Here is an 11,761-nt window from a genome sequence, read left to right as displayed (position 1 = left end):
TCAGCATCAGTAAAAGGGGGTAGGACAGTATTTATCAGCAAACATATGTCGATACTTACAGTAAAGTAGCGCATTGTAAGCTATACACCTCTAAAACCCCTATTACTTCTGCAGACTTACTTAATGATCGTGTATTACCTTTTTATGCAGAGCATTGTATTTACCTGTATTACGCATTCTGACAGATAGAGGAACAGAGTTCTGCGGTAAGGTAGAGCATCATGATTATGAGCTTTATCTAGTTATTAATGAAATTGAGCATACAAAGACTAAGGCTCGATCACCTCAAACCAATGGTATTTGCGAGCGCTTCCATAAGACCATTTTGCAGGAGTTTTATCAAGTAACGTTCCGCAAAAAACTCTATGCTGATTTAGATAGTTTGCAAAAAGACCTAGACGAATGGCTTGATTTCTGATAATAATGAACGAACTCAATCAAGGAAAGATGTGTGCTGTGGGCGAACACCCATAGAAACATTGATTGATGGTAAACAGATTTGGAACAGCAAAAAGCTGAGCTAAATCTAATCTGACAGACACCGCTTGTCAAACGGGGAACTGTCAGATGAAGTCTGAACTTCTACATGTAAAAAGTGTGTAAAATCTTTAAATTTTTAGGTTAAAACCTTTTTATTTTTGTGGAGCAAGATTTTATTATTCTTGATTTTAATAGTGTTTTTGGTGGCTCTTCCCGATTCGAACGGGGGACCTGCGGATTATGATTCCGTCGCTCTAACCGACTGAGCTAAAGAGCCACTTGCTAAAACAAGAATATAACTATAAAACGCATTGATTTATTTGTCAATTCAATATTTAATATTAGTTGAAAAAAAGCTTAATTAGCTATTCTCGTTGTAAAAAAATAACAACAAAAACTTAGTATTCTTAGGAAATGACGGCTACCTGAGGATATTTAGAGATTTTTATAAGCACCTACTCTATGTCCTTATCGCCACATTCTTTGTGGTTTTGAACACTATCGGATTCTGGCTCTAATAGAAAACGAAAATCATCTCGTTCTTCCTCAACACTAGTAAATAAATCTATTAATGTTTCAAAAAGCTCATTCCCCAATAGGTAACGGCTCTCTGTCGCATCAAACCACTGAATCGTAATAGGGCCTGGTAAATCAGTACTGAGAAAATCATATAGAGCATCTAAGTTTTTAGAGAAATAACTTGGAAGCTCAACAGCTTGATCCAAGGCAGTATAAATATCATCTATGCGTTGAATATTCTTTAACTCTATTTGCATGCTGGCACCTGATAAAAACTTTCATAATGGTCAATTGTCACGTAACGCTCACCTTCTCGATTAAAAACTATGCGCTTGGCATTACGCTTTTTGCCTCTATAATCTAAATCAGCTTCTTGCCATTGACCTAAAGGTAACCGTTTTTCAAAATTACCAAACTTATCTCCACCAATAGATTTACCTCTTAACTCATCAATTTTATTAAACTCCATACCCGGTCTCCAACCAAACTCATTGGCACGTTTTTTGGTAATAAAATAATTGGGTAATTGATTATTAGCATTTAATGAACGGATAATATCGACCAACTGATCAACATTAATTTGTCCCTTTAGCTTCTCTTTATTAAATTTCTCAATCACTACTTCGCAAGATGAGGAAGAGGACTGATTGAGTACTGATACATCTTGGCTAGATGGTTTCTTAGCAAGTGACCATGCCACTCCACTCTGTAGAACACTTAAAGACATCAGTGATACAAAAATCACATTACGAACAGTTAACATTATCGCTAGCTCCTCACAAAACTTTTTTATTGTAATATGAAAAAGTATACTGAATTTTCTTTGAACGTGACACAACGAAACAAACTTTTCTATAGTAGTAAATGAAAAAATTTTAATTTCACTAGCGTGTTTTTATTTAACCATGTAAACTTAATGAATAAGTATTATTAAGGTTACAAATAATGAAAGCAATTATTAAAGTTCTCATGGTGCTAGGTATTTTAGGGCTCGTGACTTTCGGTGCTTGGAAAGTATTAGATTCCACTTTATTCGCTGAGGAAGACACTGATACCTCTACACCAGCAATTACCGCTGATGCCAATATTAATAATGAAGCACAAAATAAGCCTAAAACTATGTCAAAAGATGAGGCATTTTCTCAAACATCTGACGATGATAATGGAAACGATACTAACGAGCAGCTCACATGTGAAGCCGCTAATGATACGATTCAAAAGCTATACGATATGCGTATGAAAGATAAACCCGTGTCTGACGCATTGACATATATTGAGGATGAAGCAACCATTCCAGAACAATATCTTGAGGCTTTTAAAACATTCTCCAATCTGTTATGGTCAACATCAAAGGATCACATCAAACCTTTATCAGAGTTACGTGAACAGTTTTCCGAAAAATGTTTAAATGCTGAAAAATAGCTAATAAATAACTATTTTTCTCTTGACCTTTCAAAACTATAAATCCCTCGATAGTATAAACACTCCGAGGGATTTATCTATTATTGATTATATCTTATGAAGGTAATGGAGAACTTTACGCCTTAGCGTATCACTAGATAAATAGATATCTTATCCTTGCTATTCCCCATCCGTAACTTGTTCATAACAAACAAAACCATTAACTAGCCGTAACCCCTTCTTCTGAAGTCTGAAGATGCTCAGAAGCAGTCGCTGTAGGACTTGCATTGGCTGGTCTATACACCTGATTTAAACTTTCCATTAATGCTTCAGTAGTCAATTCAGGCTGGAATGATTTAGCTGTCGCTGCAGGCCAAGCCACTTCATATAATCGGAAAGTATAATTACCTTTTAGTAAATCGTTTTCTTTAATTTCAGGATAAATAGCTGATAGCAATCTAACCTCTGTTGGCGAAATTCGTCGCGCAATATGATGCGCTTTCAACTGATTAGGATGACTTAACCCTGCTGCACCAACTAATTCGGCTAATGCATGCATCGTATTTTTGTGATAGTTATAAACGCGAGAGGATTTATTATCTACATCTAAACCACGTTGGCGCTTAGGATCTTGTGTAGCCACACCCGCTGGGCATTTGTCAGTATGACATACTTGCGCTTGAATACAACCAACAGCAAACATATAGCCACGGCCAGCATTACACCAATCCGCCCCTAATGAAAGCATACGGGCGATATCAAAAGCAGACGTAATTTTACCTGCTGCACCAATTTTAATATGCTTTCTTAATCCAACGCCTACTAACGTATTATGCACTAATCGCAAGGCTTCACGTAGCGGTGTCCCCACGTGATCAGTAAACTCTACTGGTGCCGCACCCGTTCCCCCTTCTGCGCCATCAACAACGATAAAGTCTGGATAAATACCTGTTTCTAGCATCGCTTTAGCAATCGCAAAAAACTCCCATGCATGCCCCACACAAATCTTAAAACCAGTTGGTTTACCACCAGATAAATCACGCATACGTTTGATAAACTCCAACATACCTATTGGATTATCAAATTCTGGATGAGTTGGCGGAGAGTTACAATCCACACCAATAGGAATACCTCGAGCTTCTGCAATCTCAGCAGTCACTTTTGCGGCAGGTAAAATACCGCCATGCCCCGGCTTAGCACCTTGTGAAATTTTTAATTCAATCATTTTCACATTAGGCATACGAGCTTTTTCAGCAAATTTTTCATCACTGAAACGACCGTCATCATTACGACAGCCAAAATAACCTGAGCCAATATTCCAAATTAGATCACCACCTTTCATATGATACTTACTGATACCACCCTCACCCGTATCATGAGCAAAATGTCCTCTTTGTGCACCAATATTTAGTGCTGAAATAGCATTAGCAGATAAAGCACCAAAACTCATCGCTGAAATATTGAATAATGAAATACTATAAGGTTGTGTACATTGCGGACCACCTACCGTTGTTCTAAAGTCAGTATCGCTGATATGGTAAGGATGCATAGAATGGTTAATCCATTCGTAATCTTTTTCATAAACATCTTTAATCGTACCAAATGGGCGTTTATCCACTTGTTGTTTAGCCCGTTGATAGACAATAGATCGTTGCAGTCTCGAAAAAGGTAAATTATCGGTATCACTTTCAATAAAATATTGTCGAATTTCAGGACGAATATTTTCAAATAAAAAACGTAGATTACCAATCACAGGATAATTACGACGAATTGAATGTCTTGTTTGTTTTATATCATATATACCAAGAATGCTTAATGCCAAACTAGGAATAAAAAGCCACAACCATCCTGCATCAACAAACAGTAAAAAGAAGGAAAGTACACACAATACTAGTATCAAGACAAAAACAAGATTTCGGGTGAAAAAAGGAATTCGCATAAATTGTCTCTAATTTAATTTATTTGATTTGATTAATACGCAATCATACCACTATAACAATAACATACCTATAGTAAGTAAAGAAAAAGCTTCAGGAAACACTTCCTGAAGCTTTTATACGAATCTAAAAAATCTAATTATTTAGATGTAGTTGTTCTACCAGCTACAGCATCAACAATGCTAGTTGCTACTTTTTCGTCACGCACTGGAACGTATAAGTAATTTTCTTGTGCAAAAGCACCAACAGCAGCTAATTGACCGTCAACAGTTGTTACGTAGTTTTGACCTTTTGGTGTTGCTTTTAATGCAGCTAAACCATCTTTGTTCAATGCTAAACGTACGAAAGAACGACCTTGGTTATCTTTAACACTTTCCAAAGCAGTTAATTGGTTACGAGTAATAATTGGTTTAGTTGTGTTAACGTAAATAGTTTGTTTATCAGTAATTTTAACTGCTTGGTAACCTTTTACCGCTTTTTGGCTAGCTAAGAAGACGTCAATAGAAGCTTGTTTTGCAGGAGTAACTGCATCAGCTACTGCACCAGCAGCATTTGATACTGTATTAGCTGTAGCATTAGCTGCATCTTTTACAGTTGAACAACCGGCTAAAATAACTGCTAAAGGTAATACAGCAACAGCTAATTTGCGAGATAATTTCATATTTCTTCCTTTATAAATATAATTAACGATAATTATATTATATCAAAATAAAGTATAAATGCACGCCCCACTATGCATAAGAATTGTTAAGTCGTGCATTCTATATTTCAAATTATTACACAGCCTCAGCTGTGAATTTAATTATTTTTTACGTAATAAATCAGCTAAATCACGCGCATCATTTAAAGATTTCATTGGAATTAGTAATACGCCGTCTTGTAATTTTGCGTCTGCATTGTTCACTTTGGCAAATACTGAGTTATTTAAACTAGCTAATACTGTATTAGCCATATTAGCTCTTAATGCACTAGATAAACGAGCATTAGCTGCATCAGTTAAACGAACACCTAAAGCAGGCTCACCAGCAACTGTTTTTGCAACGAATGCATTACGTACATCTGCATTGCTAACAATAGCACCAGAAGTGTAGTAAGTTACGTTGTCAGACATTACTTCTACTGTAGCAGCAGGAGTTTCTGCTACTGCTTTTGATTTTTTAGATTTTTTTTGTTTTTTTAGCAGCTTTTGCAACTGTTTTTTGTGTAGAACCTACATAAAGGTTAAATGACTTAGCGTGTGCTGCCTCTTTAGCTAACGCATCTCTTAATGTAGTATCAGTTTTAGCTACTGTTGTTGTAGTAGATGAAGAACCACCTGTAGCAAAACATGCTGTTAATGCTAAAGCTAATGTTGAGCTAACTAAAATACGAGTAATTTTCATTATGCCTAATCCTCAGAAAATAATAAAACAAGCTTACTATATAGAATTTACTTGAAATAGTCACTAAAAATCTTTGTTTTTTAAAAGAAAAAATGTAAATTTTGGTAAAATGACCAAGTTTTTAGTGATAATAACCTGGACATTTATCAATTTGACTCAAATCAATTGTCTGTGCCCCAGGTTGTAAGTTGATTTTTTTAGCCAATAAACCACCATATTCAATCGGTCCGCTTCTAGGTGCTTCATCTAACCAATAGATACGAGTTGATAAATAGTATTCTCCCGAAGGGACATTAGGAAATGCAAACTGACCATAATTATTGGTTTTCGTTTGAATCAATGCTTGTTGATATAAGGCATCTGGTTGCCCTTTTAACACTTTGCCATGACGACACACTTCAGTAAACCATTGCGTACTAGCTTTAGAGACGGGATTTAACACAACATCAATAAAACCACCTACTCTTTCTTGAAAACTCCTGTTATCACGTAAATACGCTCGACCAACTAAATGTGAAATTCCCGTATGACCACCTATATCATTAGGATTAAATGGAACTCGTTCAACTTCTGTGCGTTTTGGATGAGAAATTTGTCCATAACGATACTCAGTCACTGTACCACACGCAGTTAGCACCATCGCTAAAAGACTAATGAATCCCAAACGTAAATGCTTCAACGTCATTTATGATTCTTCCTTTGCAAATAGAAATAGGCAGCTTTAAATAAAAGCTGCCTATAAAATAATTTAGAACTACATTGGATATTATATAACCCGTATTTTATTAACAAATTTCAAAGAGGTTAAATATCCGTAAACTATTTCATAAGTTGATTGATTATATCACTTACCCTATAGAATATAGACCAATTACTTTACAATAATTAACTACCGTCTACCTCGTCCAAAAATAAACGAAAGAACAGCTACAATTAAAAACACGACAAATAAAATTTTTGCAATACTTGCAGCAGTCCCCGCAATTCCACCAAAACCTAATACGGCAGCAATTAAAGCAATCACTAAAAATACGACAGCATAATGTAACATATCAGCTCCTTTTCTTTAATTTATATAAGTCTCTTTCATTGTAAAGAATATGATAAATAAAGATATACGTATTCACGTATTTTTTGTATGTATTTGCTGGACAGTGTAAAAATATATTACAAAACAAAAGCCACTATAGGAACAACCATAGTGGCCTGAGAGTCTTTATCAACTATCTCTGACAGTTTTTACTTAATTGATTTAGCTAACTTATGAGCATGTCCAATATAAGAGCGTGGTGTCATTTTGAGTAGGCGTTGTTTAGCGTCTTTTGGCAAATCTAGATTCGCAATAAACTCTCTTAAAGCCTCTTCTGTAATCCCACGACCGCGAGTTAATGCTTTCAATTGTTCATATGGCTGTGGTAAACCATAACGACGCATAACTGTTTGCACTGGCTCTGCTAAAACTTCCCAACAGCTATCAATATCAGCATCAATAGCGGCAGCATTTAATTCTAGCTTACCAAGACCTTTTAAGTGTGAATCCCAAGCAACCAAACAGTAACCGAGTGCAACACCTAAATTTCGCAATACAGTAGAGTCTGTCAAATCACGTTGCCAACGAGAAACAGGCAATTTCTCTGACAAATGACGTAATACCGCATTAGCTAAGCCAATATTTCCCTCTGAGTTTTCAAAATCAATCGGATTTACTTTATGAGGCATCGTTGAAGAACCTACCTCGCCTTCTTTAAGTTTTTGCTTGAAATAACCTAACGAAATATAAGCCCAAATATCACGATTAAGATCTAATAAAATAGTATTTGCTCGAGCAATAGCATCAAAAAGTGCTGCCATCCAATCATGAGGCTCAATTTGAATCGTATATTCATTTTGCTTTAAGCCCAAACCTTTTAACACGTTTTTACTAAAGCTTGCCCAATTAATATCTGGATAAGCACTTAAGTGGGCATTATAGTTACCTGTGGCACCATTCATTTTCGCCAACGCTTCTACTTTACGAATCGCTTCTATGGCATTTTTTAAACGCGCTGCCACATTAGCAAACTCTTTACCCATAGTACTTGGGCTTGCGGGCTGACCATGCGTGCGAGATAGTAAAGGCTGATTAGCATATTGTTTTGCATAAGTAATCAACTTCGCCAAAATTTCTTCTAATTTAGGCAATACAACTTGGTCACGTACTCTTGTTAGCATCAACGCATGAGACGTGTTATTAATATCTTCTGAAGTACATGCAAAATGGATAAATTCAGCCGCTTTAGCCAATGCTTTATCATTTGCAATCTTTTCTTTTAAAAAATACTCAACCGCCTTAACGTCATGATTAGTCGTACGCTCAATTTCTTTGATACGTTGAGCATCTTGTTCTGAGAATTGACTAACAATTTTATTAAGTACCTGTTTTGATTTGGCACTAAATTTAGGCAATTCAGGTAAACCTGCCTCAGACAAAGCGATTAACCAATTGATTTCTACCTCAACGCGGTGAGCCATAAATCCTGCTTCAGATAGAAAAGGACGTAACTCATCACAACGAGAGGCATAACGTCCATCTAGGGGAGACACAGCATTAAGCGCTGTCAATTCTTTTGCAATTTTCATCATGTTATCTAATTTCAACTATTAATAAATAATTCCTCCACCCAAGCAAATATCGCCGTCATACAATACAGCTGATTGCCCCGGTGTGACTGCCCATTGAGCTTGCTCAAAAGCCAACGTAAATTTTTTATCATCCGCACTAACTAGCTGGCACTGAGCATCTTGCTGTCTATAACGTGTTTTTGCACCATAATTACCTAAAGCAGGTGTATAACCAGCAATCCAACTCGCATCTTCTGCTTCCAATTCCGGTTTCAATAACCATGGGTGATCATGACCACTAACCACGTATAACACATTATTCTTAAGATCTTTATGTGCAACATACCATGCATCTGCTGTACCGTCATCAGCCTGATAACCTTTGACGCCACCAATGCCTAAACCTTTACGTTGCCCTAAGGTATAAAAAGCTAAGCCTGTATGTTGACCAATTTCTTTTCCTTCATCTGTCAAAATAGGACCTGGCTTAGTAGGCAAATAGCGATTTAAAAACTCTCTAAACGGTCTCTCCCCAATAAAACAAATCCCAGTCGAGTCTTTCTTCGTAGCATTGGGTAACTTCAATTGTTGTGCAATTTTTCTGACTTCAGTTTTACAAATTTCACCAAGAGGAAAAATCGCTTTACTCAACTGGGCTTGGTTTAATCGATGCAAGAAATAACTTTGATCTTTAAGCGGATCCAAACCCTTTAATAACTGATATTCGGTATTGCCATTAACCTCAATGGAGCGTACTCTGGCATAATGCCCTGTGGCGATAAAATCAGCGCCAAGCGTCATCGCATGGTCCAAAAATGCCTTAAATTTAATTTCTGCATTACACAATACATCTGGATTAGGTGTTCGTCCAGCAGAGTATTCTCGTAAAAATTCTGCAAATACTCTATCTTTATACTCAGCAGAAAAATTAACTGCCTCAATATCAATCCCTAATACATCTGCTACGCTTGCCGCATCAATCCAATCTTGTCGCGTTGAACAGTACTCTGAGTCATCATCGTCTTCCCAATTTTTCATAAACAGACCAACAACATCATAGCCTTGCTCTTTGAGCAACCAAGCACTCACCGACGAGTCAACACCGCCAGACAGACCAATCACAACACGAGGTTTTTTTAAAGTAGTATTCATAATGACGTATTGTAACCGATTTCCCTATGACACACGCCCTTTACAGCAATGCAAATACAAACTCTTTTAAAGCCAAAAATAAAGAGATTAAATGCAGTGTATACACTTAATCTCTTAAAAAATGTGGTTAAGAATTGCTTTTTTCGCTTGTTCTAATTATCTCAAGAATACTTATGCTGATAATTGTTAAGCAGATAGCTTCTGGCGACGATTTTCAACAGCTTTCGCCAGACGTGCTAACACTTGCTCAGTTGTTGACCAATCAATACAACCATCAGTAATACTTTGACCATAAACAAGTGCTTGCCCTTCAACATAATCCTGACGACCAGCAACCAAATGAGATTCAATCATCACACCAAAAATACGCTTATCACCCGCCTCCATTTGTTGTGCTACATCTTCCATCACTAGTGGTTGGTTTTCTGGTTTCTTACTGCTATTAGCATGACTAGCGTCAATCATAATTTTAGGCGTTAATCCCGCTTTTTCTAAGTCAGTACTCGCTGCTTGGACAAACTCGGCTTGATAATTTGGTGTTTTACCACCGCGTAGAATAATATGACAATCGTGATTACCTTTGGTTTTTACAATCGCTGAATGCCCCCCCTTAGTCACCGACAAAAAATGATGGGGTGAAGAAGCTGCCTTAATGGCATCAATCGCAATTTTAGTATTGCCATCTGTTCCATTTTTAAAGCCTACCGGACAAGATAGTCCTGAAGCCAATTCTCGATGCACTTGACTTTCTGTTGTACGTGCACCAATAGCGCCCCATGAAACTAAATCAGCAATATACTGTGGCGTAATCATATCAAGGTATTCACAACCTGCTGGCAATCCTTTTTCATTAATACTTAACAATAATTCACGCGCAATGCGTAAACCCTTATTAATATTAAAACTATGATCTAAATCTGGATCATTAATCAAACCTTTCCAACCTACTGTTGTACGTGGTTTTTCAAAGTAAACACGCATAACTACTTCTAATTGATCTTTATACTTTTCACGCAGTACTTGTAAGCGATCAGCATACTCCAGTGCGGCTTTCGTATCATGGATAGAGCAAGGTCCAACAACCACTACCAAACGATCATCTTGATCAGTCAGAATATTATGAATAGCTTGTCTAGCATCATGTACGACATTTGAAACTCTGATAGAAATAGGAAATTCACGCATCAGGTGAGATGGTGGACTTAACTCTCTAATTTCATGAATACGAATATCATCGGTATTGTATGACACGTTAATTTCTCCTATTTATTACATTAGTTAACTACTTAAAACATAAATTAAAAAAGCCACCTAGTTTTTTAGGCGGCTTCTGGATGGCATTTTGATTAGCTACACAGTATCCTTCTCTCCGCTCTAAGGCTTTGAAAATCCAAAAAAAATAAAAAATAAGATACTGTTTTCATTAGCATATTCATGTTTTCTATGCTAACACAACTATTGTCAGAACCTAAAGAATTTTGGCTTTTGCTTTTACTTCGTTGTTTCATTGCTACATTTAAACTAAAAAGTCCGTTTAGCCGCACCTGATAATTCTTGTAAATAAGCCAAATCTAACAAGACCCAGTCTTTTCTTTTACCTTCAATATAGTTTTTTTGTTGCCACTCACCAAGCAACCTATTCAACGTTTCTGCACGAATCCCTAACTGTGCAGCTAATTGCCTTTGCGTTACTGGAATACTAACCTTTTGCTGATTTCCTTGTTTTTTATTTAATTCAACAAAGTAATGCGCTAATCGCTCTTGTGCAGAACTTGACGTTAACCAATGTACTTGATTAAGTTGCTGATAAACATTAACACTCAAGCCAGATAATAATCGAATAGCCAATTCGGGGTAGTCATAACAAGCCTGATGTAAGGATTGGCGATTCAAACAATACAAATACGCATCATTTCTTGCTCTCGCATTCATTGGGTATTTACCATGCTGCATAAACATAGCTGCATGAGCAATTAATTGGCCCTTACCAAAAATATTGAAGACCCTTTCATCACCTTCTATAGAATACCGAAACATTTCTATTTCACCCTCTGCCACCAACATATATTGCTCAGCAGCATCGCCCTCATTAAACAAAATATCGCCAGCAACAACATTGACATATTTGGCTTCTTGAGTCACAACATCATATAAGCCATCCGGGAAATTCGCAAATAATGGATGTTGTTTAAATAAAGAAATTAAATCTGTTTTATCAGTGACTGGGTATAAATTGATTTTTATCATTTGTAAATAATTTTGTTAATGACAAAATTAACTTGGGGATAA

13 protein-coding genes, 1 tRNA gene and 1 pseudogene are annotated in these 11,761 nt (G+C 36.5%); 2 read left to right on the top strand and 13 right to left on the bottom strand.

What is annotated here, in order from left to right:
• Window positions 1–29: 29 nt before the first annotated feature.
• Window positions 30–524: pseudogene (locus V757_RS22755) on the top strand (integrase core domain-containing protein); the annotation flags it as partial.
• A gap of 157 nt (window positions 525–681) precedes the next feature.
• Here V757_RS22755 and V757_RS22750 read toward each other — a convergent pair.
• The 3 genes from V757_RS22750 to V757_RS22740 form a co-directional block, all read right to left on the bottom strand.
• Window positions 682–757, bottom strand: a tRNA-Met gene (locus tag V757_RS22750).
• Window positions 758–935: 178 nt separating this feature from the next.
• Window positions 936–1,256, bottom strand: a complete 321-nt coding sequence (locus V757_RS22745; RefSeq protein ID WP_023951479.1) for a barstar family protein — start codon at window positions 1,254–1,256, stop codon at window positions 936–938.
• Window positions 1,247–1,762 (bottom strand): ribonuclease domain-containing protein, encoded by a 516-nt coding sequence (locus tag V757_RS22740; protein ID WP_023951477.1) that lies wholly within the window; start codon window positions 1,760–1,762, stop codon window positions 1,247–1,249. Before V757_RS22740 ends, V757_RS22745 begins: the two co-directional genes overlap by 10 nt.
• A gap of 182 nt (window positions 1,763–1,944) precedes the next feature.
• Here V757_RS22740 and V757_RS22735 point away from each other — a divergent pair, with 182 nt between their 5' ends.
• Window positions 1,945–2,421 (top strand): hypothetical protein, encoded by a 477-nt coding sequence (locus V757_RS22735; RefSeq protein ID WP_023951474.1) that lies wholly within the window; start codon window positions 1,945–1,947, stop codon window positions 2,419–2,421.
• A gap of 199 nt (window positions 2,422–2,620) precedes the next feature.
• Here the strand turns inward: V757_RS22735 and V757_RS22730 are convergent, their stop codons facing one another.
• The 10 genes from V757_RS22730 to V757_RS22690 form a co-directional block, all read right to left on the bottom strand.
• A complete protein-coding gene (locus V757_RS22730; RefSeq protein ID WP_023951472.1) occupies window positions 2,621–4,339 on the bottom strand; it encodes an FMN-binding glutamate synthase family protein in 1,719 nt (572 codons plus the stop codon).
• 137 nt (window positions 4,340–4,476) lie between these two features.
• Window positions 4,477–4,998 (bottom strand): hypothetical protein, encoded by a 522-nt coding sequence (locus tag V757_RS22725; RefSeq protein ID WP_023951470.1) that lies wholly within the window; start codon window positions 4,996–4,998, stop codon window positions 4,477–4,479.
• Between the two features lie 141 nt (window positions 4,999–5,139).
• Window positions 5,140–5,448 carry a hypothetical protein gene (locus tag V757_RS22720; RefSeq protein WP_147628866.1) on the bottom strand — a complete coding sequence of 103 codons (309 nt, stop codon included), beginning with the start codon at window positions 5,446–5,448 and terminating at the stop codon, window positions 5,140–5,142.
• 46 nt (window positions 5,449–5,494) lie between these two features.
• Complete coding sequence (locus tag V757_RS27590; protein WP_052019345.1) at window positions 5,495–5,719, bottom strand: hypothetical protein; 225 nt, start codon at window positions 5,717–5,719, stop codon at window positions 5,495–5,497.
• A 121-nt stretch (window positions 5,720–5,840) separates the two neighbouring features.
• Window positions 5,841–6,404 carry a hypothetical protein gene (locus V757_RS22715; RefSeq protein WP_023951468.1) on the bottom strand — a complete coding sequence of 188 codons (564 nt, stop codon included), beginning with the start codon at window positions 6,402–6,404 and terminating at the stop codon, window positions 5,841–5,843.
• 204 nt (window positions 6,405–6,608) lie between these two features.
• Window positions 6,609–6,770 (bottom strand): DUF1328 domain-containing protein, encoded by a 162-nt coding sequence (locus V757_RS28035; RefSeq protein ID WP_023951464.1) that lies wholly within the window; start codon window positions 6,768–6,770, stop codon window positions 6,609–6,611.
• Window positions 6,771–6,958: 188 nt separating this feature from the next.
• Window positions 6,959–8,338, bottom strand: coding sequence for an adenylosuccinate lyase (gene purB, locus V757_RS22705; RefSeq protein ID WP_023951463.1), 1,380 nt, complete (start codon window positions 8,336–8,338; stop codon window positions 6,959–6,961).
• Between the two features lie 21 nt (window positions 8,339–8,359).
• Window positions 8,360–9,472, bottom strand: a complete 1,113-nt coding sequence (gene mnmA, locus V757_RS22700) for a tRNA 2-thiouridine(34) synthase MnmA (protein WP_023951460.1) — start codon at window positions 9,470–9,472, stop codon at window positions 8,360–8,362.
• 186 nt (window positions 9,473–9,658) lie between these two features.
• Window positions 9,659–10,723 carry a 3-deoxy-7-phosphoheptulonate synthase AroG gene (gene aroG, locus V757_RS22695; protein ID WP_023951459.1) on the bottom strand — a complete coding sequence of 355 codons (1,065 nt, stop codon included), beginning with the start codon at window positions 10,721–10,723 and terminating at the stop codon, window positions 9,659–9,661.
• Window positions 10,724–10,993: 270 nt separating this feature from the next.
• Window positions 10,994–11,719, bottom strand: a complete 726-nt coding sequence (locus tag V757_RS22690) for a Crp/Fnr family transcriptional regulator (protein WP_023951457.1) — start codon at window positions 11,717–11,719, stop codon at window positions 10,994–10,996.
• Between the last annotated feature and the right edge of the window lie 42 nt (window positions 11,720–11,761).

It is taken from the genome of Pelistega indica, from assembly GCF_000506865.1.
In the GTDB taxonomy this organism is placed as follows: domain Bacteria; phylum Pseudomonadota; class Gammaproteobacteria; order Burkholderiales; family Burkholderiaceae_B; genus Taylorella; species Taylorella indica.
The sequence above is the reverse complement of the archived record's forward strand: the minus strand, read 5'-3'. Positions and strand labels throughout refer to the sequence as shown.

Bases quoted from the DNA above. Each gene is read 5' to 3' on its own strand.
- purB (WP_023951463.1), bottom strand. From the start codon at position 8,338: ATGAAAATTGCAAAAGAATTGACAGCGCTTAATGCTGTGTCTCCCCTA.
- V757_RS22725 (WP_023951470.1), bottom strand. From the start codon at position 4,998: ATGAAATTATCTCGCAAATTAGCTGTTGCTGTATTACCTTTAGCAGTT.
- V757_RS22715 (WP_023951468.1), bottom strand. From the start codon at position 6,404: ATGACGTTGAAGCATTTACGTTTGGGATTCATTAGTCTTTTAGCGATG.
- V757_RS22735 (WP_023951474.1), top strand. From the start codon at position 1,945: ATGAAAGCAATTATTAAAGTTCTCATGGTGCTAGGTATTTTAGGGCTC.
- V757_RS22740 (WP_023951477.1), bottom strand. From the start codon at position 1,762: ATGTTAACTGTTCGTAATGTGATTTTTGTATCACTGATGTCTTTAAGT.
- V757_RS22745 (WP_023951479.1), bottom strand. From the start codon at position 1,256: ATGCAAATAGAGTTAAAGAATATTCAACGCATAGATGATATTTATACT.
- V757_RS22730 (WP_023951472.1), bottom strand. From the start codon at position 4,339: ATGCGAATTCCTTTTTTCACCCGAAATCTTGTTTTTGTCTTGATACTA.
- V757_RS27590 (WP_052019345.1), bottom strand. From the start codon at position 5,719: ATGAAAATTACTCGTATTTTAGTTAGCTCAACATTAGCTTTAGCATTA.
- V757_RS22720 (WP_147628866.1), bottom strand. From the start codon at position 5,448: ATGTCTGACAACGTAACTTACTACACTTCTGGTGCTATTGTTAGCAAT.
- V757_RS22690 (WP_023951457.1), bottom strand. From the start codon at position 11,719: ATGATAAAAATCAATTTATACCCAGTCACTGATAAAACAGATTTAATT.
- V757_RS28035 (WP_023951464.1), bottom strand. From the start codon at position 6,770: ATGTTACATTATGCTGTCGTATTTTTAGTGATTGCTTTAATTGCTGCC.
- mnmA (WP_023951460.1), bottom strand. From the start codon at position 9,472: ATGAATACTACTTTAAAAAAACCTCGTGTTGTGATTGGTCTGTCTGGC.